This window comes from Burkholderia sp. Bp8986 (assembly GCF_003854225.1).
In the GTDB taxonomy this organism is placed as follows: Bacteria; Pseudomonadota; Gammaproteobacteria; order Burkholderiales; family Burkholderiaceae; genus Burkholderia.
Map to the genome: position 1 here is coordinate 337,420 of NZ_QTQM01000001.1, position 24,552 is coordinate 361,971.

The 24,552-nt window shown below is 65.3% G+C and carries 21 protein-coding genes; 10 read left to right on the top strand and 11 right to left on the bottom strand.

Annotated elements, in window-relative coordinates; all coding sequences use genetic code 11:
* Positions 1–149 precede the first annotated feature (149 nt).
* The 3 genes from DID99_RS01485 to DID99_RS01495 are packed head-to-tail and all read right to left on the bottom strand — an operon-like array spanning position 150 to position 2,119.
* Positions 150–995 (bottom strand): PhzF family phenazine biosynthesis protein, encoded by an 846-nt coding sequence (locus DID99_RS01485; RefSeq protein ID WP_124665910.1) that lies wholly within the window; start codon positions 993–995, stop codon positions 150–152.
* 54 nt (positions 996–1,049) lie between these two features.
* Complete coding sequence (locus tag DID99_RS01490; RefSeq protein WP_124665911.1) at positions 1,050–1,679, bottom strand: LysE family translocator; 630 nt, start codon at positions 1,677–1,679, stop codon at positions 1,050–1,052.
* A gap of 35 nt (positions 1,680–1,714) precedes the next feature.
* The gene (locus DID99_RS01495) at positions 1,715–2,119 is read right to left on the bottom strand and encodes a VOC family protein (protein WP_124665912.1); all 405 of its coding nucleotides are present in this window, start codon (positions 2,117–2,119) and stop codon (positions 1,715–1,717) included.
* A 133-nt stretch (positions 2,120–2,252) separates the two neighbouring features.
* On the opposite strand from DID99_RS01495, the gene DID99_RS01500 reads away from it, so the two are divergent.
* From DID99_RS01500 to DID99_RS01540, 9 genes are all read left to right on the top strand, one after another.
* Positions 2,253–3,599 carry a PLP-dependent aminotransferase family protein gene (locus DID99_RS01500; RefSeq protein ID WP_124665913.1) on the top strand — a complete coding sequence of 449 codons (1,347 nt, stop codon included), beginning with the start codon at positions 2,253–2,255 and terminating at the stop codon, positions 3,597–3,599.
* A 246-nt stretch (positions 3,600–3,845) separates the two neighbouring features.
* Positions 3,846–4,856, top strand: coding sequence for a DNA-binding protein (locus tag DID99_RS01505; RefSeq protein WP_124665985.1), 1,011 nt, complete (start codon positions 3,846–3,848; stop codon positions 4,854–4,856).
* A gap of 123 nt (positions 4,857–4,979) precedes the next feature.
* Complete coding sequence (locus tag DID99_RS01510) at positions 4,980–5,600, top strand: TetR/AcrR family transcriptional regulator (RefSeq protein ID WP_124665914.1); 621 nt, start codon at positions 4,980–4,982, stop codon at positions 5,598–5,600.
* A gap of 206 nt (positions 5,601–5,806) precedes the next feature.
* Positions 5,807–6,865, top strand: a complete 1,059-nt coding sequence (locus DID99_RS01515; protein WP_124665915.1) for an NADP-dependent oxidoreductase — start codon at positions 5,807–5,809, stop codon at positions 6,863–6,865.
* A 94-nt stretch (positions 6,866–6,959) separates the two neighbouring features.
* Complete coding sequence (locus tag DID99_RS01520) at positions 6,960–7,259, top strand: putative quinol monooxygenase (RefSeq protein ID WP_124665916.1); 300 nt, start codon at positions 6,960–6,962, stop codon at positions 7,257–7,259.
* Between the two features lie 142 nt (positions 7,260–7,401).
* Positions 7,402–7,857 carry a (2Fe-2S)-binding protein gene (locus DID99_RS01525; RefSeq protein WP_124665917.1) on the top strand — a complete coding sequence of 152 codons (456 nt, stop codon included), beginning with the start codon at positions 7,402–7,404 and terminating at the stop codon, positions 7,855–7,857.
* A 1-nt stretch (position 7,858) separates the two neighbouring features.
* Entirely contained in the window at positions 7,859–10,078 is a 2,220-nt protein-coding gene (locus DID99_RS01530; protein WP_124665918.1) for a xanthine dehydrogenase family protein molybdopterin-binding subunit, read from the top strand.
* A gap of 16 nt (positions 10,079–10,094) precedes the next feature.
* Positions 10,095–11,423, top strand: coding sequence for a cytochrome c (locus tag DID99_RS01535; RefSeq protein ID WP_185733718.1), 1,329 nt, complete (start codon positions 10,095–10,097; stop codon positions 11,421–11,423).
* A 175-nt stretch (positions 11,424–11,598) separates the two neighbouring features.
* Positions 11,599–13,044 carry an NAD-dependent succinate-semialdehyde dehydrogenase gene (locus DID99_RS01540; RefSeq protein ID WP_124519460.1) on the top strand — a complete coding sequence of 482 codons (1,446 nt, stop codon included), beginning with the start codon at positions 11,599–11,601 and terminating at the stop codon, positions 13,042–13,044.
* 139 nt (positions 13,045–13,183) lie between these two features.
* On the opposite strand, the gene DID99_RS01545 is transcribed toward DID99_RS01540, so the two are convergent.
* From DID99_RS01545 to DID99_RS01575, 7 genes are all read right to left on the bottom strand, one after another.
* Positions 13,184–14,053 (bottom strand): 4Fe-4S dicluster domain-containing protein, encoded by an 870-nt coding sequence (locus tag DID99_RS01545; protein WP_124665919.1) that lies wholly within the window; start codon positions 14,051–14,053, stop codon positions 13,184–13,186.
* Positions 14,054–14,063: 10 nt separating this feature from the next.
* Positions 14,064–17,042: a molybdopterin-dependent oxidoreductase gene (locus DID99_RS01550; RefSeq protein ID WP_124665920.1), complete on the bottom strand. Its 2,979-nt coding sequence runs from the start codon at positions 17,040–17,042 to the stop codon at positions 14,064–14,066.
* 54 nt (positions 17,043–17,096) lie between these two features.
* Entirely contained in the window at positions 17,097–17,834 is a 738-nt protein-coding gene (locus tag DID99_RS01555; protein WP_124484823.1) for an OmpW family protein, read from the bottom strand.
* Positions 17,835–17,949: 115 nt separating this feature from the next.
* Entirely contained in the window at positions 17,950–19,944 is a 1,995-nt protein-coding gene (locus DID99_RS01560; protein WP_124665921.1) for an acyl-CoA synthetase, read from the bottom strand.
* Positions 19,941–20,897: a fumarylacetoacetate hydrolase family protein gene (locus tag DID99_RS01565; protein WP_124665922.1), complete on the bottom strand. Its 957-nt coding sequence runs from the start codon at positions 20,895–20,897 to the stop codon at positions 19,941–19,943. Before DID99_RS01565 ends, DID99_RS01560 begins: the two co-directional genes overlap by 4 nt.
* Positions 20,898–20,933: 36 nt before the next feature.
* A complete protein-coding gene (locus DID99_RS01570) occupies positions 20,934–22,004 on the bottom strand; it encodes a 2,4,5-trihydroxytoluene oxygenase (protein ID WP_124665923.1) in 1,071 nt (356 codons plus the stop codon).
* A gap of 12 nt (positions 22,005–22,016) precedes the next feature.
* The gene (locus DID99_RS01575) at positions 22,017–22,325 is read right to left on the bottom strand and encodes a hypothetical protein (protein ID WP_124519454.1); all 309 of its coding nucleotides are present in this window, start codon (positions 22,323–22,325) and stop codon (positions 22,017–22,019) included.
* A gap of 149 nt (positions 22,326–22,474) precedes the next feature.
* Here DID99_RS01575 and DID99_RS01580 point away from each other — a divergent pair, with 149 nt between their 5' ends.
* Positions 22,475–23,224, top strand: coding sequence for a TetR/AcrR family transcriptional regulator (locus tag DID99_RS01580; protein WP_124484818.1), 750 nt, complete (start codon positions 22,475–22,477; stop codon positions 23,222–23,224).
* A 578-nt stretch (positions 23,225–23,802) separates the two neighbouring features.
* On the opposite strand, the gene DID99_RS01590 is transcribed toward DID99_RS01580, so the two are convergent.
* The gene (locus DID99_RS01590; protein WP_124665924.1) at positions 23,803–24,504 is read right to left on the bottom strand and encodes a TetR/AcrR family transcriptional regulator; all 702 of its coding nucleotides are present in this window, start codon (positions 24,502–24,504) and stop codon (positions 23,803–23,805) included.
* Between the last annotated feature and the right edge of the window lie 48 nt (positions 24,505–24,552).

Consider the following 24,552-nt stretch of genomic DNA (forward strand, 5'->3'; position numbering starts at 1 on the left):
TAGAGGCCGATGTCGATCCGTCGGAGTCGGCCGCATTCCTCTGGCGAGCCAGCGACAACGGTCGACGGGGCACGTGACGCTCGGCGATGGAGGCATCATGCAAAAGAGGCTCGCCCGTACATCCGGTTGCCGCTTTCTCGTTTGCCTTTTCAAAGGCCGCCGAGCCGGCCTTCGACATGCGTGCGGGTCTTGCCGCCGACCCAGATTTGACCAGCCTCGTCGCGGGTCAAATGAATGCGGCCATGGCGGCCGAGGCGTGTCCCCTGGGCGGCGACATAGTCGTCGTCAACCACACCTGTCGCGAACAGCCACTGCGCCATTGAAGCATTGAGGCTTCCAGTGACCGGGTCTTCGACGACGGTGCCCAGATGGTCGCTGAAGAAGGCGCGAACCTCGAAGGCCGCGTTGCCGCCTGTTGCATGAGGGCCGATAACGCCGACATCGATCCGGCCGGGCCAACCGCGGAGCGGATTGAGGGCGAGCACCGTTTCCGCCGATACCAGCCTGATGCCCAGCCATCCGGGACCGTTGTCGATCCAGGCGGCATCAAGGACATCGCCGGATTCGATCCCCAGCAGTCGCCGGGCCTGGTCCAATTCATCCTGTGTCGGCGCGCCGGAGCGGATCAGCGGCGGGGCGGCGAAGGAAAGCCGCTCGTGATTGCGTCGGATCGGAACCAGCCCGGCTCCGCATTCCTGGACGATTTCCGCTTCGCTCTTCGGCACGCGGCCCGTCGAGAGCCACGCATGACAGCTGCCGAGCGTCGGGTGCCCGGCAAAAGGCATCTCCCTGTCCAGCGTGAAAATCCTGACCCGGTAGTCCGCCTCAGGATGCGTGGGTGGCAAGAGAAAAGCGGTCTCGGACAGGTTGAACCACCGCGTCAGCCGCTGCATGTCATCCGTTGCCAGGGCATCGGCACCGATGACGACCGCCAGCGGATTGCCCGAAAGCGGCCCGGCGCCGAAGACATCGATCATATGGATCGCAAAGGTCATGACATCGCTCTTTCAATTCAGGTCAGTTCGTGATGGCGCCGACAAGCCGGGATATCAACGTTGCCAGGCAAGCAGATTGACTCCCGCAGCGGCGAACACCGCGGATAGCGTGCCTTCGATCCAGCGCCGGAGACGGGTATACAGGGCGATCATCCGAGCGGTCGAGAAGAGGACCGCATAACCACCGAACACGATGACGCCGAGGAACGCGCAACCACCGATGATCGCCGGCAAGGTGCCGCCGGGGGCGTGCTCTTGAAGCCCAAGGGACATGATTGCCATCCAGGCCAGAACCGCCTTCGGGTTCCCGATATGCATGAGAATGCCCTGGCGGTAGAGCCGCCGATAGCGAGGTGTCGAGCGTCCTGGTTCCATCTTCGCGAAGCCGGAGCCCGGTTTCAGCGCCGATCTGCCCGTGCGGAACGCCAGGTAGAGCAGATAGACACCCCCAACCATCTTGATGACGAAAAGCGCCTCGGCATAGGCCGCCAGCACGGCGGAAACGCCGGTCGCCGCCAGGATCGCCCAGAAGAGTGAGCCCGTGATGACGCCGGCAGCCAGAACGAGGGCCGGCAGACGGCCGTCGCGCATCGCTGTTCCCATGATCGCCATGTTGCTCGGTCCGGGGCTGGCGGTGGCGATCAGATAGGTGCCGTAGGCGAGTGCGATCTGACTGGCGATCATTCGGGTTTCTCCAAAGATGCGGGGCGTCTCCAGCGTTACGGCTGGAGGTCTCCGCGATGAACGATATGGACCTTGTTCCCGTCGGGGTCGCGCAGATACGCGCCGAAGTAGCCGTCACCGTAGTGGGGGCGTAACCCGGGTGCACCGTCGTCCGTCCCGCCGTGCTCGAGACCGTTCGCGTAGGCCGTCTTCACGGCTTCTTGCGAGGGGGCCAGAAAGGCGACCATGCTGCCGTTGCCGATGGTCGCCGGCTCACCGTCGTACGGGATGTAGACATAGAAGCGCGGCAGCGGCGATTGACCGGTTACCCAGCAAAGCGCCGGAGGCCCGCCATCGGACGTGACGACGCGACGCTTCAGTCCGAGCGGAGCGAGCAGCGCGTCATAGAAACGGCCTGCCCGCCCAAGATCACGCGCCCCAACAGTTACATGGCTCAACATTCGACTCTCCACACGCCTGTCATGGCGATCAGGCGCCTCCAGAAATGCATGACCTCATCCAATCACATCGCGCATGTTACGCTTGTTGCTTTCATAAATAGTGTCACGTGACACTAATATCTGGGCGGCGAACATGCTTCTGCAATCCCCTTGGTCACCACGACTTGCCGACATCGACGCGAATACCGCCGAGCGGTTGGTCCTCGCCCTGGCCGACGACATCATCGAGGGGCGGCTGACGGGAGGCGACCGTCTGCCCGCTCACCGCGATCTCGCGTTGAAACTGGGGATTGGCCTTGGCACGGTGACGAAAGCCTATGCCTCGCTTGAACGGCGAGGCCTGACGCGCAGCATCAAGGGCCGAGGAACTTTCGTGGCGATCCGCCAGGCGCATCACGATCGCCAGATCGACCTTTCGTCCAATGTGCCGCCAGCCATGCTCGACGCGCGCTTGCTGGCGCGAACGTTGACGGGGATCGCACGCAAGATCGATGCGGACCATCTCAATCTCTATGCCCCGCCCGCCGGACATATGGAGCACCGACGTGTGCTGGCTCGCTGGCTCGAAACGCTGGGCCTGATGGTGGAACCGACGCATCTGGTGCTAACGAGCGGCGCCCGTCAGGCGCTATCGTTGGCCTTCGATCTTGCCTGTGGCTCGCAGGGGCTGCTTCTGACCGAGCGGATCACCTATCCTGGCGCGATCGCGCTGGCTCGGCGCAACGGATATCGGATGCAGGGCGTCGAGACCGACGCGCAGGGGATGGCGCCGGGGGCACTGGCGGACGCACTCGACGGCATCGCATTGACCGGCAGCAAGGCGGTCTATCTCACGCCGACGCTGCACAACCCGACCACCGCAACGATGGGCACGGAACGAAGGCAGGCCATCGTGGATATTTGCCGCCGGGCGGGCGCGTGGATCATCGAGGACGGCGTCTATGCGTCGGCAGAGCCGGCTTCGCCACCGCTTGCGGCGTTGGCGCCCGAGATCACCTTGCATGTGAACGGGCTGTCCAAATCGCTCGGCCCCGGTTTGCAGATCGGCGTGCTCGCGCTGCCGGCCGGACTCAACGACGCAGCGGAAGACGCGCTGCGGGACCTGCCAATGGCGCCGTCGGCGCTCTCTTGCGCAGTGGTTGAGGAATGGCTGGCCACCGACGTCATCTCCTCGATCCAGCGGGACCTGCACCATGAGGCGCGGCGTCGATCCAATCTGGCCATCTCTTTGCTCGGCGCGAGCGAAGTGGTCTCGCATCCCGGCGCCTACAACGCGTGGCTGCCGATGGAGCGTGACGCTGCCAATCGTGTCGTATCCGTCGCAGCAGCGATGCGTATCAAGGTGACCCCTCCGGAATCCATGATGGTGAACCCGGAGGATCGGGCGAGCGGAATTCGACTTTGCCTCGGCGGTCCGTCGTTCGACGATCTGACAGAAGCACTGACCCTTCTGGCAGGGCTGATGAAGCAGCGCGCGTGACGCCACCGGGCGAGCACCGTACTAGCCGTTTGGTCGCAGGGTTTTGTATCTCTCCCCACTAACGGTAATTGGCGGCTCTTTGGTCTGGCGATTACAAAATCGTGCAAACGATCTGCTTCGATTCCACACGCCACACGCCTCGCTCATTTCAACATTATAGAAATAATGTCAAACAATTAGGGTGTGACAATTGGATATTTAACGGTTTACGTTATATTATTAACGAAACTACCGACTCAAACCGTCATGTCCGACCTCGTTGCCGACGAATCCCGCCTGATCGCCGAAATCGACCGCCTGAGAGCCGATTTCCCGAAGACCCGCGAGCTCTATCGCGAGGTCTGCGCGTTGATGTTCTTCCGTTTCGGCGTCACGCCCACCGCGAACCGCCTTTACCAGCTCGTGCGCAAGGGCAGCATGAGCACGCCGACGGCGGTGCTCGGCGAGTTCTGGGCCGAGTTGCGGGAAAAGAGCCGGGTGCGCATCGAGCATCCGGATTTGCCGGCCGATCTGCAGGCGGCAGCGGGCGAACTCGTCGCCGCGTTGTGGCGCCGCTCGAGTGCCGATGCCGCCGCAGCGCTCGATGCACTGCGCGCCGAAGTCGAAGCCGAGCGGGCCGCGGCGAAAGCGGAGGTCGCGGCATTGCAAGCCGACCTGTCCCGCACCGAAACCGCGCTGGAGCACCGCACGAGCGCGTTGCTGGCGGCCCAGGTGCGCATCCAGGAACTCGAGCAGGCGAGGGCGGCCGACGAAGCATCGCGCCGCGCGCTGCAAGCGGAAATCGAGCGGCTGAAGTCCGACAACGCGGACGCCGATCGCGCGCTGGCGCAGGCGCGCGCCGATTTCACGTCGCAACTCGACCGGCTGCGCGACGACGCGGGACGGGCCGAGGAGCGCTTGCGTGCAGCGGAGAAGCGAGCGCTTCAGGAGATCGACCGCGAACGGCTCGCGGCCGCACGCGTTCAGAAGGAATTCGACGCGGCCACGGCTCGTGCCGAACAGCGCGATACGCAGCACCGCAAGGATCTCGCGGCACTGCAGGCGCAACTGGCCGACACGCAACACCGCTGCGGCATGCTCGAAGGCCAGCTCGACGGGGCCCGCGCGGCCAATGCCGCGTACGTCGGCGAACTCGACGCATTGCGTGCCGAACGCGCGTCACGCGCCCCCGCGCGCCGGGCGCCGGGTCGACCGGCGGGCGGCGCCCTGCGTGCGGCGAAACCGGTCGCGAGGAAGCGCGTCCCGAAACCCGCGTGACGTGGGCGCCACGGTGCGGCGACGACGTGTCCGCGACGCGGTGCGATTCGGGTAAAGTGCCGCTCAACTTGCCGGCTCGACGTTACTAGACGACCGGTCTAATCGTTGCTAAGATACGCCATCATGAATGCATCTTCAGGCGCGGAAGTCCGCCAGCACATCCTGAATATCGCGAAGCCGATCATGCTCCACAAGGGGTTTTCGGCGGTCGGTCTGAACGAGATTCTCGCCGCGGCGGGCATCCCGAAGGGCTCGTTCTACCATTACTTCGGCTCGAAGGAGGCGTTCGGCGAGGCGCTGCTCGAATCGTATTTCGAAGGCTATCTCGAGCACCTCGACAACCTGCTCAAGCACCCGGCCGGCACGGGCGCGCAGCGCCTGATGACGTACTGGGGCAACTGGCTGCGCACCCAGTGCGCGGACGATCCGGAAGGCAAGTGCCTCGCGGTGAAGCTCGGTGCGGAAGTGTCCGATTTGTCGGAGGCGATGCGCGCGGTCCTGCGGCGCGGCACCGGCCAGATCATCGAGCGGCTCGCGGGCGGGATCGAGGCCGGGTTGGCCGACGGTTCGCTGGGCGGTGTCGACGATCCGGCGCATACGGCCGCGATCCTTTACGAGCTGTGGCTGGGCGCAACGCTGCTGGAGAAGATTCACCGGAACCGCAAACCGCTCGAACGCGCGATGCTCGAAACACGGCGGATGCTGAACCTGCCGTCCTTCGAGCCTGACGGAGTGCAGTCGTAATGTGGGCGCGCGCAGGCGCGCCTTGTTTTTTGCGTGAGCGCTAGACGACTGGTCTACTTACGCTGAAGTCACATTGTTTTACCCGCGAGGCGGCGGCCCGGCCGCCGGCTGATTCGCCGGCAACGCCGCAGCCTCGCGCATCACGGTTGTCCAACGTTGATCCGATCGTGCCCCGTGCACGTCCCTTCCTGTTGACGGAGGTTCCCATGCCGCAAGGCAAGGCAGCAAACCGCAGAATCATTCTGAATGCGCGCCCGGTCGGCGCGCCCACCCCGAACGACTTTCGTCTCGAAACCGGCGACGTACCGGTGCCCGGTGCCGGCCAGATGCTGCTGCGCACGATCTGGCTGTCGCTCGACCCGTACATGCGCGGCCGGATGAGCGACGCGCCGTCGTATGCGCCGCCGGTCGAGCTCGGCGACGTGATGGTCGGCGGCACGGTCAGCCGTGTCGTGGCGTCGAACCTGCCCGCGTATCGCGAAGGCGACCTGGTCGTCGCGAGCGGCGGCTGGCAGGACTATTCGCTGTCCGATGGCAGCGGTCTCATTCCGCTCGGCCGCGACTTCGCACACCCGTCGCATGCGCTCGGCGTGCTCGGCATGCCGGGGTTAACCGCGTATACCGGGCTGCTGAAGATCGGCGAGCCGAAGGCCGGCGAAACCGTGGTCGTCGCCGCCGCGAGCGGGGCGGTCGGGGCGGTGGTCGGCCAGATCGCGAAGCTGAAGGGCTGTCGCGTGGTCGGCGTCGCGGGCGGTGCCGACAAGGTCGCGTACGTGAAGGGCACGCTCGGCTTCGACGAGTGTGTCGATCACCGCGATCCGCAATTCGCCGCCCGGCTGAAGGAAGCCTGTCCGAAGGGCATCGACGTCTATTTCGAGAACGTCGGCGGAGCCGTGTTCGACGCGGTGTGGCCGCTGCTCAACGATCATGCGCGCGTACCGGTGTGCGGAATCATTGCGCATTACAACGACGCGGCGTACGACGACACCGCGGTATCGGGCGGCCGCGATCGGGTGCCGGCGCTGATGGGCACGATCCTGCGCAAGCGCATCCGCATGCAGGGGTTCATCATTCTGGATCACTATGCGACTGGCTACGCGCCGTTCCTGAAGGAGATGAGCGAGTGGGTCGCGCAGGGCAAGGTGAAGACGCTAGAAGATGTGGTCCCCGACCTGGCTGACGCGCCGCAAGCGCTGATCGGCTTGCTCGCCGGCAAGAATTTCGGCAAGGTCGTCGTGCGCGTGGGTCCGGACGAACTGGCCTGACACCGGCGCAAGACGACACACGACGATTGCACGCTGGCGTCGCGAGACGCCGGCTTGTGGCATGCTCGATTCCGTTTCGAAAGGAGTGACAAAGATGGCGCTTCACGTGATTGCTTCCCTGTTCCTGAAACCCGAACACGCGCAGGCCGCCGAGGCCGAATTGCGCAGCATGGTCGCCAAGACGCGCGTCGAGCCGGGCAACCGGCGCTACGACCTGTTCCGCGAGCAGGACGGTTCGCCGAACCTGCACCTGTACGAGATCTACGACGACCAGGCCGCGTTCGACTCGCACCTCGCCAGCCCGCATTTCACGGAATTTCGCGTGAAGTCGGCCGACTGGTTCGCGGCGCCGCCCGTCATCAAGGTGCTGTCGGGCATCGACGTGGCCGAGTAACGACGCGGTACCCCCCGTCACGGCCCGTTCTCGCCCGGGACCGTGCGGCAGCCGTCACGCATGACGCAACGGCGATGACAACGACAACGCGGCGCAGCGCATCGTTCGCGCCGCTTCCCCAATACACCGCCCCGGAGGCTGAATGGTCACCCTCAACATCAACGGCGAGAACCGCACGGTCGACGCCCCCGACGACATGCCCCTGCTGTGGGTCCTGCGCGACGTCGTCGGCCTGACCGGCACGAAATTCGGCTGCGGGATCGCGCAATGCGGCGCGTGCACCGTGCATCTCGATGGTGTCGCCGCTCGTGCGTGCGTGCTGCCGGTCGCGGCCGTCGCGGGCCGCAGGATCACGACGATCGAAGCCGTCGGCGCGACGCCGGCCGGGCAGAAGGTCCAGCAGGCATGGCGCGAGCTCGACGTCGTCCAGTGCGGCTACTGCCAGTCCGGGCAGGTGATGGCGGCCACCGCGCTGATCGCATCGAACCCGAACCCGAGCGACGCCGACATTGACGCGGCGATGGCCGGCAACATCTGCCGCTGTGGTACCTACAACCGGATTCGCGCGGCGGTCAAACACGCCGCGAAGGGGGTATGACATGTCGCGAGGACTGATCGAAGCAGGTCGGGCCGGCGCGGGCGTGTCGCGCCGTTCGTTTCTCAAGGCGGGCATGTCGCTCGGCGCGGCGGCGGGCGGCGGCCTGCTGCTCGGCTTCAGCATGCCGGCGGCGGGCGATGATGCACGCCGCTCGGTGATCGGCGGCGATGCGGACGAAAGCGCGCGCGCCGGCGTATTCGCGCCGAACGCGTTCGTGCAGATCGACCGCGCCGGCAAGGTCACGCTGGTGATGCCGAAGGTCGAAATGGGCCAGGGCGTCTACACGGCGCTGCCGATGCTGATCGCCGAGGAACTCGAGGTGCCGCTGTCGAACGTCACGCTCGACCATGCGCCCCCGAACGAGAAGCTGTTCCTCGATCCGCTGCTCGGCGGCCAGCTGACCGGCGGCTCGACGTCGGTGCGCTACGCGTGGGAACCGCTGCGCCGCGCGGGCGCGACCGCACGCACGCTGCTGGTTTCGGCGGCGGCGAAGCAATGGAACGTCGATCCGGCCACCTGCCGGGCGGCGAACGGCGAAGTGCAGCACACGGCGAGCGGCCGGCGCGCATCGTACGGCCAGCTCGCGGACGCTGCGTCGAAGCTGCCGGTGCCGAAGGACGTCGCACTGAAGCAGCCGGCCGATTTCAAGCTGATCGGCAAGCCGGTGAAGCGGCTCGATTCGCCGGAGAAGGTCGACGGCACCGCGCAGTTCGGGCTCGACGTGCGCGTGCCCGGCATGCTGTATGCGGTGATCGTGAACAGCCCGGTGTTCGGCGGCACGGTCGCGAGCGTCGACGACACGGCCGCGAAGAAGATCCCCGGCGTGCGCCAGGTGGTGCGCGCGGACAACGCGGTCGCGGTGGTCGGCGATCACACGTGGGCCGCGAAGCGCGGCGCGTCGGCGCTCGTCGTGAAGTGGAACGAAGGCGCGGGCGCGAAGGTGTCGACGAAGGACATCGTCGCCGATCTCGCGCAGGCCGCAGCGAATGGCAAGGGCGCGGTCGCGCGCAAGGACGGCGACGTCGGCCGCGCGTTCGCGAACGCGAAGACGCGCATCGATGCCGTCTACGAACAGCCGCTCCTTGCGCACGCAACAATGGAGCCGGTGAACTGCACGGTGCACGTGCGCGGCGACGGCTGCGAGATCTGGGTCGGCACGCAGGTGCCGACGCGGGCGGTCGACACCGTGCAGAAGCTCACGGGTCTCGCGCCCGACCGGATCGTCGTGCACAACCACCTGCTCGGCGGCGGTTTCGGCCGACGGCTCGAAACGGACATGATCGGCCAGGCCGTGAAGATCGCGAAGCAGGTCAACGCGCCGGTGAAGGTCGTGTGGACGCGCGAGGAAGACATCCAGCACGACATGTATCGCCCGTACTACTACGACCGGATCTCGGCCGGCCTCGATGCGAACGGCAAGCCGGTCGCATGGCAGCACCGGATCGTCGGTTCGTCGATCCTCGCGCGCTTCGCACCGCCGGCCTTCAAGGACGGCGTCGATCCCGATGCGGTCGAGGTTGCCAACGACCTGCCGTACGACCTGCCGAACCAGTTAATCGACTACGTGCGCCAGGAACCGCGCCACGTGCCGACCGCGTTCTGGCGCGGCGTCGGGCCGACCCGCAGCACGTTCGTCGTCGAGAGCTTCATCGACGAACTCGCGGCGCAGGCCAAGACCGATCCCGCCCAGTACCGCCGCGCGCTGCTCGACAAGACGCCGCGTGCGCGCAACGTGCTCGACGTCGCGACGAAGGCGGCCGGCTGGGGCACGCCGCTGCCGAAGGGGCAAGGGCGCGGCGTATCGGTGATGCACGCGTTCGGCAGCTTCTTCTCGATCGTCATCGACGTCGCGGTGGAAGGCGGCGAAGTGCAGGTCAAGCGTGCCGTGTGCGCGGTCGACTGCGGGATGGCCGTGAATCCGAGCACGATCGAGGCGCAGGTGCAGGGCGGCATCATCTTCGGGATCACGGGCGCGCTGTATGGCGAGATCACGATCGAGGACGGCCGCGTCGTGCAGAGCAACTTCACCGACTACCGGGTGATGCGCATCAACGAGACGCCGCCGATCGAGGTTCATCTCGTCAAAAGCGCCGAGGCGCCGGGCGGAATCGGCGAGCCGGGCACCGCGGCGACCGCGGCTGCCGTGTCGAACGCGATCTTCGCGGCGACCGGCACGCGGCTGCGCAAGCTGCCGGTCGGCAACCAGCTGAAGACGGCTTGAGGGGAGGACACGAACCATGCGAAACCTCACCTCGAATCGTCCGAACCGCCTGAATCGCGCCGCTCGCACGTTCGGCACGTCGTTGATCGCGCTGTCCGCACTGATGGCCGGCACGGCGGCGCACGCCGCGCAAGCGGCGGCCGCCGACAGCGCGCTGGTCGCACGCGGCGCGTATCTCGCGAAGGCCGGCGATTGCGTCGCGTGCCACACCGCGCCGCGCGGCACGCCGTTCGCCGGCGGCCTGAAGATGGTCACGCCGATGGGCGCGATCTACACGACCAACATCACGCCCGACCCGGACACGGGCATCGGCGGCTATACGGAAGCCGATTTTGCGAACGCGTTGCGCAAGGGCGTCGCGAAGGACGGCCACAACCTGTATCCGGCGATGCCGTATCCGTCGTACGCGAAGCTGAAGGACGACGACGTGAAGGCGCTGTACGCGTACTTCATGCACGGCGTCGAGCCGGTGAAGCAGGCGAACCGGGCGTCCGACATCCCGTGGCCGCTCAACATGCGCTGGCCGCTCGCGTTGTGGAACATGGTGTTCCTCGATACGACGCCTTATGCCGACAAGCCGGCCAAGGACGCGATGTGGAACCGCGGCGCGTATCTCGTGCAGGGGCTCGGGCACTGCGGATCGTGCCATACGCCGCGCGGTGTCGGCTTCCAGGAGAAGGCGCTGGACGAGGGCGGTTCGGCGTTCCTGTCGGGCGCGCCGATCGACAACTGGTTCGCGTCGAACCTGACCGGCGAGCACAATACCGGGCTGGGCCGCTGGAGCGATGCGGATATCGCGCAATTCCTGAAGACCGGCGCGAACCGGCATGCGACCGCGTTCGGCTCGATGGTCAGCGTGATCAACCACAGCACGCAGGAACTGACCGACGACGATCTGGCGGCGATGTCCCGCTACCTGAAATCGCTGCCGGCAGCGGGCGGCACGGGCGCGCCGCCTTACCGTTATGAGCCGAAGGCGACGCAGGTCGTGTTGGGCCGGCCGGCGAACGATCCGGGCGCAAAGGTGTATAACGCTTACTGCCTGCATTGTCATGGCGCGGACGGCCGCGGCTACGCGCCGCTGCTCGCGCCGCTCGCCGGCAACCCGAACGTGCTCGAGGCCGATGCCGCGTCGCTGATCAACGTGACGTTGAACGGCAGCGAGTCGCTCGTGATCGGTGGCGTGCCGTCCGCGTACCCGATGCCGGCGTTCGCGAACCAGCTGAACGACCAGCAGATCGCCGACGTGCTGACGTTCATGCGCGCCGGCTGGAACAACGGCGCGCCGGCCGTGCAGGCGGCGGAGGTCGCGAAACTCCGCAAGGCGACGGCGGCCGCGCGCTGAGCGCGGAGCGCCGAGCGCGGCCGACCGCGGCGGACGACGACGGGCATGCGTGCCGCACGCCGGTCGTCGCACATTGCCGGGTGCAGGGCGCCCGGTGGCGCAGCTCTTTCTGTCAACCGGCGTGCGGCCGTTCGCGGCCGCGCGCGTTTTATCGACGTAAAACTGGGGTGTCTGGATGGCTAACGTGACTTATACGGATACGCAACTGCTGATCGACGGCGAGTGGGTCGACGCCGCGAGCGGCAAGACGATCGACGTCGTGAACCCGGCGACGGGCAAGGCGATCGGCAAGGTGGCCCACGCGGGCATCGCCGATCTCGATCGCGCGCTGGCCGCGGCGCAGCGCGGTTTCGAAGCATGGCGCAAGGTGCCCGCGCACGAGCGCGCGGCGACGATGCGCAAGGCGGCCGCGCTGGTGCGCGAGCGCGCCGACACGATCGCGCAGTTGATGACGCAGGAGCAGGGCAAGCCGCTCACGGAAGCGCGTGTGGAAGTGCTGTCGGCCGCCGACATCATCGAATGGTTCGCGGACGAAGGCCGCCGCGTGTATGGCCGGATCGTGCCGCCGCGCAATCTCGGCGCGCAGCAGACCGTCGTGAAGGAGCCGGTCGGACCGGTCGCGGCGTTCACGCCGTGGAATTTCCCGGTCAACCAGGTCGTGCGCAAGCTGAGCGCCGCGCTGGCGACCGGCTGTTCGTTCCTCGTGAAGGCGCCGGAAGAAACCCCGGCATCGCCGGCCGCGCTGCTGCGCGCGTTCGTCGACGCGGGCGTGCCGGCCGGTGTGATCGGTCTCGTGTACGGCGATCCGGCGGAAATCTCGTCGTACCTGATTCCGCATCCGGTGATCCGCAAGGTGACGTTCACGGGCTCGACGCCGGTCGGCAAGCAGCTCGCGGCGCTCGCGGGCCAGCACATGAAGCGCGCGACGATGGAACTGGGCGGCCACGCGCCGGTGATCGTCGCCGAGGACGCGGACGTCGCGCTGGCGGTGAAGGCCGCCGGTGGCGCGAAGTTCCGCAACGCGGGCCAGGTGTGCATCTCGCCGACGCGTTTCCTCGTGCACAACAGCATCCGCGACGAATTCACGCGTGCGCTGGTCGCGCATGCGCAGGGGCTGAAGGTCGGCAACGGCCTCGAGGAAGGCACGACGCTCGGCGCGCTGGCGAACCCGCGCCGGCTGACCGCGATGGCGTCGGTCGTCGAGAATGCGCGCAAGGTCGGCGCGAGCATCGAGACGGGCGGCGAACGGATCGGCTCGGAAGGCAACTTCTTCGCGCCGACCGTGATCGCGAACGTGCCGCTCGAAGCGGACGTGTTCAACAACGAGCCGTTCGGCCCGGTCGCGGCGATCCGCGGTTTCGACAAGCTCGAGGATGCGATCGCCGAAGCCAATCGCCTGCCGTTCGGGCTGGCCGGCTATGCGTTCACGCGTTCGTTCGCGAACGTGCACCTGCTGACGCAGCGCCTCGAAGTCGGGATGCTGTGGATCAACCAGCCGGCGACGCCCTGGCCGGAAATGCCGTTCGGCGGCGTGAAGGATTCGGGCTATGGGTCGGAAGGCGGGCCGGAAGCGCTGGAGCCGTATCTCGTCACGAAGTCGGTGACGGTGATGGCGGTCTGATGACCGGGTGGTCGCGTGCGTGCCGCCGTTTGGGCGGTGCGCACGCGGCATGGCGTTGCCGAGAGCCGGGTGTTCTGCCCGGCCTTGTTTTTTCTGATTCGTTCACCGTCGGTCACCGCGGCGTCCAGTCTCGCCCGGATCACGAGCACTCCATCGCCACGGCGTTTGTCGATTGACTGAGCCTGATCTCGCCCAGGTAGGCACTGTCGCCCAATCTGCACTCGCGCCAGGCATTGCCGCGGGCATGCCGGATTTGGACTCTGTAGAGGCCGCTGCCCCTGGCCAGGCCGTCGAACCGGAAATCGCCGAAGCCGTCCGAGACGGTTTCGGCCACCTGCCGATTACCTGCATATAAGACGACGACCGCATCCGTGACACACTCGACCACGTCTCCTGCCTGAGCACTGACACTTCCGCCGACGAAGCACGTTTCCCACCGCTCGAGGCCGCTATACCACACGCGGGGCTTCGTGCTCAGGTTGGGTCGCAATACCTTGAGTCCCTCGCGCCTGGCCTTCTCGGCCATCGCCGTGTCATCGAGCTTGACCGTCTCGAAGACATCGGTGGGGCACGACTGCTGACAACGCGGGCGGGACCAGCCCTGGTCGAGCAAATGCGCATCGAAGATCCAGATCTGGGGCAGTTGCAGTTCTTCGTTCCAGACGATCGCCTTATAAGGGCACGCCTTGACGATGTCCTTTCGGCCTCGCGCCTTGTCCGGATCGATGATGACGATGCCGTCGGCGCGCTTGCGAATGGCGCTGCCGCCCACACGCATGCAGGGCGCGTCGTCGCAGTGGTTGCACATGACCGGCAGATAAGTGGTCTCGATCATGTGCGAAGCACCCTGTACACGACGCAGGATGCGGATGGGGCTCTCGGCGCTGGCCGCGGCGGGTGCCGCGTAGCCGGGGAAATCATTGCCGACGTGCTCGTCCCGCGCGGCGATCACGCAGTTCTGGCAGTTCTCGCAACGGCCGACGTTGATGATCAGGTTCCACTTGCTCATTTGACATTCCTCACGCTGCGCGACCGAGCATGAATGCCTCGGCACCGCGCCATTTCTCGACCTGCACCAGGCAGGAATTCGGGCTCATGCTGCTGGTGCCGGCGGTCTGCGGCCGATCGGGGGTCAGCATGTTCATGCAGCCGCCGATCTCGACTTGCTCGCCATCGATTTCGATCAGCTGAAATTCAGCGCTCGCCTCGTAGGATTTCACCACTCCAGCGTTCACCAGGGGCGAGACATCGGCCGCACAGATCACGGCGCCGCGGTCGTTGTGTACTTTGACGAGATCGCGATGGGCGATGCATCGAACAGCGGCGTCTGCCGGATTGAGCCTCAGCAGCCAGAACCGGTGCCCCGCGATCAGCGCGCGATGATCGTCGATGCCGTTCACGGCAGAATTCTTTCCGTCACCGTGGGTATGAAAGCTGTAGCGGCTGTGGGTAGCGATCAACTGCAGCGGGTAGCGCCGGGCCTTGTCCGAGCGCAACCCTTCCCAGGAGGGGATATATCGGTTGAGCGGTGGTCGCTCCGGATTGTCCGCGGTGTGCCGCTTCAGCAACTCGGGCACGAACTCCAGCTTGCCGCTCGGCGTCTGCAGGCCCTTGCCGAACCGCTCCGAGAACTGTGACGGCAGCGGATGAGGTTCCGGCAGGTCCTTCTTCCTGTCTTCCGCAAACCAGCGCATATCCACGGGATGGCGCAACTCGGGCTTTTCGGGCGGCACGACGAAATAGCCTTTGCGGCAAAATTCGCGCCACGAAATGTGATCGGGCAGATCCGACGAGTCGAAGACGCGCTTGACCCAGTCGAGATCCCCGCAGCCTTCGGTGAAAATGCCACCCAGGCCCAACCGGGTCAGGATGGCAGTGAAAATGTCGTAGTCGGAGCGGGACTCGCCCAGGGGTTCGATGCACTTGTGCTGCAGCGTCAGCATGCGATGGTTGACTGTGCCATACCCGTGGTGGGCGTAGCCGCCCGAATTCGCCCATTCTCCGATGTCCCAACGCTCCAGCGAAGTGCACGCGGGCAGGATGATGTCGGCGAACTGGGCTTCGCCCTCCATCCAGATCGACTGATTGACGACGAACTCGATGCTCGAGTGCCGGTAGGCCTGCGTCCAGCGTCCGGAATTCGTCACGGTACTGAACGCGGATCCGCCGTAGCGATAGATCATGTGGATCGGCGAATAGCCGGGCATCGGGTAGGTGAACGGCGCAAACTGGGCTTCCTGCGACATGCCGTCCCAGAGATAACCGGTGGCGTGACCGTCGAGGATCGCATCGGGCATCTGCTGTCGCGGCACCATTTGCTTGACGGGATTCATGGTCAGGATATGCGGCATGCGCTGGTAGTTGTCCACCGCATTGGCGGTCCACGCCAGGTCGCCTGAAATGCCGCCGTCCGCGTAGCCGGGGAAGTAGAACTGGAGATCGTGCGGGACGCCGATTTCGAGGCATCCGAAATTCACCCCGGGCTTGCCCCAGCCCTGCATGGACATCATCATGATCATGCAGCGCGCCCATTGCGCGCCGGTCGCCCCGCGGCCCGCGCCGCCGAATCCCGCGCCGGTCATCCCGACGGCGAGATGCACCTTCTTCTTCCCCCACAGGCGCGCAAGCGCACGGGCGTCCTTGGCCGGCACGCCGGTCTCGCTCTCCTGCCACTCGGGCGTCTTGGGGGTACCGTCGGTTTCGCCCAGCAGGTAGGCTTTCCAATCGTCGAAACCGGTCGTGCGGGTCGCGACGTAATCCTTGTCGTACAGGCCCTCCACGGTCCAGACGTACATGATGGCGGTCGCCAGCGCGGCATCGGTTTGCGGCCGGATCGGGATCCAGCGGCCGCCCAGCAGCTGTGCGGTGGGATTGCAGTGCGGGTCGATGTGAACGAACTCGATGCCGAGTTCCTTGGCCCACAGGCGGCGCGGGGTTCCCTCGAATCCTGCGTAGGCTCCGTTGGTACTTTCGGGGTCGCAGGACCAGAACACGATCATTTCGGCTTCCTTGAGACCATCCTCGAGGCCGCCGTAGCCGGAGGGCACGCCGACGCGCATCGAGTTGCCGAAATGATGCATGGCGCCCCAGTACCAGCCTTCCCAGCTGTCCGGATTCGCGGCAACCCGGGTGAAGCCGATCAGGTTGGCGAAGCGCGTCAGCGCGCTGAGGTAGTAGCCGACGTTGCCCCACTGGTGGTGGGACGACATCGGGAACGTGATGGAACCGGGGCCGTGAACACGCTTCTGCCGGTTGATCTCCCTGGCGACGATGTCCAGGGCCTCGTCCCAGCTGATACGCACATAGCCGGACTTGCCCCGGTTCTGCGGATTGCGCTCGCCGTCCGGGTCGAAGTCGACCCGTTTCATCGGGTGAAGGATGCGCTTGTCGGAGTAGACCAGCGACTTGAGGGTCAACGCGTGGGGCGCGACCAGTCCGCGCCGTGGCGGGCTGAAGCGGCGTCCACGTGCCTCGATCACCCAGCTTGACGCATCCGTATCGTCCAGCTCGATGGGCGTCACGCGGACGATGCGGCCATCCTTGACGTAGACGAACAGGGGGCCGCCATTGGTACAGGTGGTGTAGCGTCGGGTGCCGTCGCGCATGGGCGTGCCCATCGTCAGGCCGACCGTGCGCATCATGCTCAGGGTTTGCATGAGCCAGACCAGCAGTTCGTCCTCGCCCTCGGTGACCACCTTGAAGTTCTTGGCGGCGTGGACGATCTCGCCCTGGTCCGGGTTCGGGGAAAGGAACTTCAGGGCGGTGGCGACGTCCTTGAAGGCCATGCGTACATCGGGCCGCGCATGCTTGCCGGCGCGCGACCGAATGCGGCCATTCCTGAACTCGATGGTGCGACCGATGCTTTGATCCATGAGCCCGATCCACGCGACGAGATTGCGCTCCTTGAGGCGATCGCGGTAGGCGGGGAAGCGGCGCGCCGTCAGGTCCAGAACCTTGGGCAATGCAAAAAGAATGGTCTTGAGAGCCTGTCGTTTCATCGTTCGATCCAAAGTGTTGCTTCCATGCGGGGGGCTGGCATCGGGACGCACCCGCTAGAACGTGTAAGCGACGTTCAGGAAGACGTTGACGGGATTGAGTCGGAGCGTCGATGTGGAAACGATCTGCGTGCCGGTCGCGGTCTGTCCGTATAACGTGAGGTGGGTCTTCACCGGCATGTAGCCGACGGAAGCACCGACCGACCAATGTTTGGTCATCGCGTAACTCGCCCCGAGCTCGAACACCGGGTTCCACGATGAACTGAGTGTCGCGCGCGCCGAGCCGCCCGGCCCGAAGCTGTCGGTGACGAACTGGCGATTGGTCGCCCGAACCTGGGTGAACCACGTGTAGTTGACGCCAAGTCCTACGTACGGACGGAATTTCGATTCAGCTGAAAACAGGTGATATCGAAGTTCGACGGCGGGCGGCATCGGCCTTGTCGTGCCGAGGGTTCCGTACTTCTGCAACGTCCCGTCACCGACCAGATTGACTGTCAGTGGCAGTCCGAACAGCATGGCGACACCAATGTTGTCGGTGACGTAGTACTCGGTGGTGATGCCCATCGTATCCGTCGAGCTGGCATGCGCCCCGGTACCACCCATTTGCTGATTCACCGTTACGCCGCCGACACTTTGCACGGTCAGGGGCGTCGCGTCGCCCTGGGGCGCGACGTGCAGCCATCCAACCGAAGTAGTGATGCTTCCGGCCGTCTGCGCATCTGCGTTGTCGGCAAGTGCAGCCGTGCAGATGCAAACCATCGCACCTGCGAAACTCGTCGTTCGCCTCAATTTCATTTTGCGTCTCCTCTGTCTCGGTCCGATTAAAGAACTACAGTTGATTTGGATACCTTATTGATAGTGACAAGCCGCTCTCGGAATTTGTGTTGTCGCGGCTAGTCACGCGCCTCCGTCACCGCAGATCTGTTGCTGCCGGACCGGACGACCGAATGGGTTCCGCTGCGAACGAGATCGAAAACGCAAACGGAAAACGCCCCAGCACGAAGCGCGCGGCAGTCTCGAGCCCGGGATTGCTCAGCTCGACCGAGACCGACATTCCGCCGGAATCACTGGTCGAGACGTCGACTGATGCGCCGGGCGCTCCGCCCTGGTCCAATGCCGCGCGGAGTGCGTCACTCGTCTCGCGGCGCTTGAGTTCGGGTTTGAATATCTTGCCGACGCCGGTGAGCGGGATCGCCTCGACGATTCGGACGTGCTTCGGCAGGGCGGCGCGTTCAGCGATCTCCTGCTGCATGAACACTTCCAGATCGTGTTCGCTAGCCGTCATGCCCGGCTTGAGCTGAACATACGCGACCGGCAACTCGCCGGCATAGGCATCGGGGCGCCCGATCGCCGCTGCGACCTGGACTGCCGGGTGTCGATGCAGCGGTTCCTCGATCGTCGCCGGGTCGATATTGTGTCCGCCGCGGATGATCAACTCCTTCTTGCGGCCGGTCAGCCAGAAGTAACCGTCGATGTCGCAGCGGCCGAGGTCGCCCGTGTTGAGCCAGCGCTTGCCGTCGCCGAGATCGAGCCACAGGGCCTCGTTCTGGTCGGCACGCGTGTAGCCGGTGAACACGTTCGGCCCGGAGATGACGAGCAACCCCTCTTCGTTCGCTGCGCAGTCGCGCAGATACCGTCCCGCATCGTCCACGACGACCGCCTTCATCGCCTGGAAGGGGATGCGAAGCCCGATTGATCCCAGCCGACGCTCGCCGTTCGGCGGGTTGACGCTGCTCACGCACGTTCCTTCGGTCAGGCCGTAACCTTCGAGAATCCGGATGCCCGTTTTTTCCTGGAAGGACCTGAAGACGCCGACCGGCATCGGCGCGGCACCGCACAGGCCGTATTCGAGCGAGTCGATGACATGATCCTCGGAGGGAATGTCGAGCAGCGAAGCATAAAGCGTCGGGACGCCACTGAAGAAATTGATGTGATGATGTTCGACGATTTCCCAGAAGCGTTTGACGACGCCGTCGCCCCGGTAACCCTGCGGTGTGCCGAGCACGACATGGGCACCGCGCGAGAAAGGCAGGAGGCCGGTCACCATCGCGGCGTTGACGTGAAAGAGCGGCAAGCCGCAAAAAGTCGTTTTGCCGGGGCCGATACTGTCGCCGAAGAACCGGCCGGCGCTCCAGGCATTCGCCACTTCGTTGCCATGACTGCGCATCGCGATTTTCGGCAACCCGGTGGTTCCACCGGTACAGAAGTAAGAGGACATGTCGCCGGGTCGAATGCGGCGCGCACTGTCGAGCGCCGTACCGGATTCCTGCGCGATTGCCGTACCGAAGTCGTGGATCTGGATGTGCGCAGGCACGGCGCTGCGCAAACCGCCAGCGCCGTACAACTGCGCACACGCGTCGTGCTGGAGCGTGCGTGCCGCCGACTGCGCCATGCCCCGCACGCGATCGGCCAGGTTGACCAGCACGAGATGCCGCAGCGGCTCGACCTCATGAAGGATGTCCGCGACTTTTTGCCAGAGATCGGTCCCGGGAAATGGCGCGAGCGTCACGAGCACGCTGGCGCCGGCGGCTTTGAGCAGCTGACCGATCGCTTCGCCTTCAAGCAGCGGATTGATCGCGCATACGATGCCGGTTGCCTGTCCGCCCCAGATCACAAAATGCGTTTCGGGCAGATTGGGCAGCACATAAGCGATCACCGACTGCGAATTCACACCGAGGCGCGCGAACATGTTGGCCGTGCGCGTGATGTCACGGACCAGCTCGCGATAGGTCCAGCACTCGGCGTCGCGGTGCGCGTCGGCGGTCATGAAAAAGGAGAGGGCGGGGGCGGACGGATCGATGGCCGCACCGGCGCAGATCATCTCGTACGTGCTGGCCGGAAGGTCCGGCGGAAGGCCCGGCGCTTCGATCGCCAGCACGTCGTCTTGGGTCGCGATGCCGTTCATGCTGCTTCGTCCACGATCTCGTTACGTTGCACGCCCAGGTCGATCGATCCGTCGCGGCTCGCGATCCGGGCTTCGACGATGTCTCCGGCCTTCAGATACTGCGCTCGCCCCGCCTGCACCTTCATGAACATCTTCCATTTGACGGATTCCGGGAAAAGCGCGACGGCCCGCTGCTTGAACGGCGACGGGATGCTGAGTGCGCAGCCGGCCGGCGTGCCGGTCGCGAGCAGGTCGCCGGCGCGAAGGTCGTGCACGCCCGACAACTCGGTCAACGTTTCCGCCGGACCGTAGACGAGGTTCGATGTCGAGTCCTGCTGGCGCACCGCGCCGTTGACGGTCAACGTCAGGTCGAGCGCCTTCAGCTTCGGGAAGTCATGCCGCTCGAGCAGGCACAGATAGGGGCCGACCGGGCCGAACGTCCGGAAGCTCTTGCCCTTGTAGAACTGCATCTGCGGGATCTGGACATCGCGCGCGGAATAGTCGTTGACGATCACGGTGCCGGCGACATAGTCGTGCAGGTTCGCGTCCGTGATCTGCTGATGAGACGTGATGTCGCGTTTGAGGATGAGGCCGAGCTCGATTTCGTAGTCGAGAAACCGGACGTGCCGGGGTTTCACGACTCGTGAGTCGGCGGCGACGATGCAACTCGTCGCCTTCGTGAAGATCATGTTGAACTTTTTCGCGTCCGGATCCATGCCGGATTCGATCATGTGCCGACGGTAATTCGCCCCCTGGCAAACGAACTGCTGGTTGGCGGTCACCGGTGGCAGCCACTCCACGTCCGACTCCGGAATCGTCGGTCCGTCGAGCGAGACGAGTCGTTCAACCGGATTCGCCGCGAGAAAGCTCGCGGTTGTCTCGAAGTCGCCGGGAATCGGCGTGACGGCGCCGTTGGCGACCACGCCCCATTGGGCGCGGCCATGATGCCGGAAGTGCAGGACATGCAGTGACATGAATGATCTCTCGTGAGTCGAATGGGCGGTTGGGGATCAGGCGAACAGCTTCGCCAGGGTCAGCAGCTTGCTGACCGTCAGATCGGGACTGCGGCGCAGGTTGCGGAACAGCGCCGCGATGCTCGACGGCGTGAGCCGGGGCTTCGTGAAGCTGCGCGGCATCGTCGGGCCCCACTGCGCCATCGCTTCGCGACTGACCGCGTGCACGCCCGTCGGCTCGTCGGCCGTGAACAGGTCGCCGTCGCAATAGTGTTCGTGCTTGTCGCCCCACGGGTCCTGCCAATAGTCGAAGATCTGGCTGCCGAGAATGTGCCGGCCGATGCCCCACGCGTGTGCCCATCCGTTGTCGTGCAGCATGCGCTGGCCCATGCCGACGGCATCGGCGTCGACCAGTTCGTACGCGCTATGGCTATAAGTCGGCACGAACCCCTGGGCGAGCGCGAGCGTATGGTGGTCGGCCGGCCGGTCGCCGAGATCGAGCCGCATGAAGGCAACCGCGGGTGAGCCGTCCGGCAGCACCTGGACATCGCTGGGGATGAACCCGAAATGTCGCGTGTACCACGCGCAGGTTTCCTGGTAGTCGGCGAGTTCGAGCACGACGTGTCCGAGCCGAATGACTTCAGGCGCGCTCGCCGGCGGCCGCTGCGTTTCGTTGATCCGCAACGGCGTGTCGACCGAGTTGAATGAAAGCGCGGCACGGTGCGGCAACGTGTCGGCCCGGGTCTGGCCGGCAATCGCGTCGACCCGAAAACCCGACGGATCGGCGAGCCGCACCCGGAGGCCGCCGCCTGGCCAATCCGATGCCTCGATCTCCGACGCGCCAGGGATTTTGGCGAGCGCCTCGAGATCGGCACGACTGTCGACCTGCAATCCGAAGCCTACAAAGCGGGCCTTCGGCGCGTGGCGAACGACATAACAGAAGTGTGCGCTGCCGGTTCCGCGCAGCAGCAATTGCGTGTCATCCCGCAGCACCGTTCGGAGACCGAAATCGTTGAGAAAGTGCTCTGCTTCGTCGAGATCGGGGCGATCGAAGATCAGATAGGCGAGCGCCGATGCCTTCGATGTGGGGTGCGGGTGGCGAGCCGGTTGTGTGGTGGTCAGTTTCATGGCGGATGACAATCAGGCAGGTCGAATGACAATCGCGAAGGCGGGCGCCGTCGCATCGAGGGGCTTGCCGCGCAACGGCGGGCATGCAATCTCACCGTCGCAGGACATCACTGGCCGGACCATGAATGTCGCGAGGTCGCTCGTCGATTTCGCATGGGAGCGGCGCGCCTCGCCGCCGGCGCCGTGACTGGCCGAAAAATGGCCCGATGCGGCGCCGACCGGCGTGAATCCTGCGATCAATACGCCGAGCATCGATGGCAGCCCGCACTTCGGCGACGCGTGCGAGCTGTTGTGAATGGACGCGCTGGCGCCCGTGTGCATGTGTGTCTCCACCGTATCTCCATTCGTCGTTCGATCGGTTCTCGAGGCCGTGTTCTGCCGTCCTTGATGACATTAAAATCATAGATGATGACTTTGTCAATGTAGACATTTGAATCTATACTTGGGCACGAACAAGGATCGAAAACGTCATGACGAATACACCGAGCCGCCGGACACCAAAGCGCTCCGCTCCGGAAGCATCCAGTCCCGCGGTCGCCGAAGAGCGCGAGCCGCGTGGCGCGCGCCGCAAGCGGGAGACCCGTGCCCGCCTGCTGGATGCCGCGCTCAGGCTGATGGCGGAGAAGGGCATGGAAGGCGTTGCCATCAACGAAATCACCGAGGCCGCCGACGTCGGCTTCGGCTCGTTCTACAACCACTTCGAATCGAAGGAGGCGATCTACGCGACCCTCGTGGAATCGGTATTCGAGGAGTTCGCGGATTCGCTCGATCGCCTGGCCAGCGGCTTGTCCGACCCGGCGGAGATCATTTCCGTCTCGGTGCGACATACGCTGATGCGCGCGCGGCGCGAGCCGGTGTGGGGACACTTCCTGATACGCGAGGGCTTTTCGGCGCGCGTCCTGACGCTTGGCCTGGGTCAACGCCTGCTGCGGGACATGGAGCGCGGTATCGCCGAGAAACGCTTCGTGGTCGCCGACCCATTCGTCGGCTTCCTTTCGGTTGGCGGTACGGTGCTGACCGCGATTGCCGCCGAACTCAACTTCGTCGCTCCGGGCGCACCGGCTGCCGGTGTCCTGAAGGAACTCGGCTTCAACGGAGAGCATTTTCCGGAACGCACGGCGGCGACGCTGCTGCATACGCTGGGGCTCAAGCGTGCGGAAGCCGAGAAGATCGCAAGCCGGCCGCTGCCCGTTGTGGATGCGGCCGAGACGGCGCAGTGACGTAATGGGGTGACGCAGGCGGCGGCCAAGCCACCCCGAGCGCTCGTGCGGTACCCGTCAGCCGACGGGGGCGATGCGACGCCTGCGCTGTTCAGCCGGCGCTTGTCGAAGTGGAATAGCGCGCGGCGATGTCGTGGGCGTCATTTCGGACGCAACCCACGCGGGCGTCGCATGAAAGACCGGCTTCGCGACTATCCCGCGAATACCGACGACTACCTCACACGCAGTTTCTTGCAGTGCCGGACGGTGACTACCGACGAGCGTATCGCTGTCTTTGGAGCGTTTTCCCGGATCTCGCCGTGGCAAGTCGGCGTTTGCCGGTCGTGCGCCTGGCGCGCGCTCCATCTCGCATCAATCAGGACCTGCGAACCTGGCGACGATTGGCATCGCCGAATCGAGATGGCAACACGCTATACAGGGAAGGTCCTCGTCGTGCCGGTCACCATGCACGTCGATCGCGCTCGGCCGGCGCGTTACCTGGATTGAAGGCATACCGCGAAACTCGTCGCCGACGGCTGAGGCCCGGCGATCGTCATCGAGCATGACGCTTCGTGCCGGACCGAGCATTCCCGAAACGGTCAGATCGCGGGCTGCGCCTGGGCCTGCATCCGTGCCTGTCCGCGTTCGAGCAGTGATGCAACGGGCGTTTCAATCGGCGGCAATGCCGTTTCGACCAACTTTTCCGCCTCGAGGTGCCCGACGCCCAGTGCGCGCAGAATTGCTGCGACCACGGGCTCCGGAACGACGTTTTGCGGGCCTTCATTGGTGATTCTGAGGATCGTCGCGAGTGCGGTTCCGGCGATCACGTCGAGTGCGGTTCCGACGCCGACATCGCTGAAACGTCCCAGCGCCAGCCCCTGTTCGATGTGGGGTGGCAGGAACACGTAAATCAGGCTGCTCGGCCCCGCCGAATGCAAGCCGGCCGCGCAAATGAAGCGCGCCAGCAGCGGATACGCGCGCGCGGCGTGCAGGAACATGCGCACACCGCACGCGATGCGCAGCGCCGGATCCCCATAGCCGTGGACTTCCGTTTCGATCAGGCGCAGCAACTCGTCGTTCAGCTCCTGCGTCACTGCCGCGAGCAGATCCTCGTTGGTGCGGAAGTACTTGTAGAACGTGCCCTGCGATACGTCCGCGGCCGCAATGACGTCCTGGATGACGCTTGCGCCGACGCCCTTTTCTGCGAACACCAGCATCGCACTTTCGATCAGCCGGGCACGCATGCGCTCGCGACGCTCTGCCGCCACACGGGTCCGATGGTCAACGGTCGTTTCATTCATGGCGGAATTATAAGGCGACGCAGCAGGCGCTCCGAGGCGCTAGGTGAA

Bases quoted from the DNA above. Each gene is read 5' to 3' on its own strand.
- DID99_RS01485 (WP_124665910.1), bottom strand. From the start codon at position 995: ATGACCTTTGCGATCCATATGATCGATGTCTTCGGCGCCGGGCCGCTT.
- DID99_RS01490 (WP_124665911.1), bottom strand. From the start codon at position 1,679: ATGATCGCCAGTCAGATCGCACTCGCCTACGGCACCTATCTGATCGCC.
- DID99_RS01495 (WP_124665912.1), bottom strand. From the start codon at position 2,119: ATGTTGAGCCATGTAACTGTTGGGGCGCGTGATCTTGGGCGGGCAGGC.
- DID99_RS01500 (WP_124665913.1), top strand. From the start codon at position 2,253: ATGCTTCTGCAATCCCCTTGGTCACCACGACTTGCCGACATCGACGCG.
- DID99_RS01505 (WP_124665985.1), top strand. From the start codon at position 3,846: ATGTCCGACCTCGTTGCCGACGAATCCCGCCTGATCGCCGAAATCGAC.
- DID99_RS01510 (WP_124665914.1), top strand. From the start codon at position 4,980: ATGAATGCATCTTCAGGCGCGGAAGTCCGCCAGCACATCCTGAATATC.
- DID99_RS01515 (WP_124665915.1), top strand. From the start codon at position 5,807: ATGCCGCAAGGCAAGGCAGCAAACCGCAGAATCATTCTGAATGCGCGC.
- DID99_RS01520 (WP_124665916.1), top strand. From the start codon at position 6,960: ATGGCGCTTCACGTGATTGCTTCCCTGTTCCTGAAACCCGAACACGCG.
- DID99_RS01525 (WP_124665917.1), top strand. From the start codon at position 7,402: ATGGTCACCCTCAACATCAACGGCGAGAACCGCACGGTCGACGCCCCC.
- DID99_RS01530 (WP_124665918.1), top strand. From the start codon at position 7,859: ATGTCGCGAGGACTGATCGAAGCAGGTCGGGCCGGCGCGGGCGTGTCG.
- DID99_RS01535 (WP_185733718.1), top strand. From the start codon at position 10,095: ATGCGAAACCTCACCTCGAATCGTCCGAACCGCCTGAATCGCGCCGCT.
- DID99_RS01540 (WP_124519460.1), top strand. From the start codon at position 11,599: ATGGCTAACGTGACTTATACGGATACGCAACTGCTGATCGACGGCGAG.
- DID99_RS01545 (WP_124665919.1), bottom strand. From the start codon at position 14,053: ATGAGCAAGTGGAACCTGATCATCAACGTCGGCCGTTGCGAGAACTGC.
- DID99_RS01550 (WP_124665920.1), bottom strand. From the start codon at position 17,042: ATGAAACGACAGGCTCTCAAGACCATTCTTTTTGCATTGCCCAAGGTT.
- DID99_RS01555 (WP_124484823.1), bottom strand. From the start codon at position 17,834: ATGAAATTGAGGCGAACGACGAGTTTCGCAGGTGCGATGGTTTGCATC.
- DID99_RS01560 (WP_124665921.1), bottom strand. From the start codon at position 19,944: ATGAACGGCATCGCGACCCAAGACGACGTGCTGGCGATCGAAGCGCCG.
- DID99_RS01565 (WP_124665922.1), bottom strand. From the start codon at position 20,897: ATGTCACTGCATGTCCTGCACTTCCGGCATCATGGCCGCGCCCAATGG.
- DID99_RS01570 (WP_124665923.1), bottom strand. From the start codon at position 22,004: ATGAAACTGACCACCACACAACCGGCTCGCCACCCGCACCCCACATCG.
- DID99_RS01575 (WP_124519454.1), bottom strand. From the start codon at position 22,325: ATGCACACGGGCGCCAGCGCGTCCATTCACAACAGCTCGCACGCGTCG.
- DID99_RS01580 (WP_124484818.1), top strand. From the start codon at position 22,475: ATGACGAATACACCGAGCCGCCGGACACCAAAGCGCTCCGCTCCGGAA.
- DID99_RS01590 (WP_124665924.1), bottom strand. From the start codon at position 24,504: ATGAATGAAACGACCGTTGACCATCGGACCCGTGTGGCGGCAGAGCGT.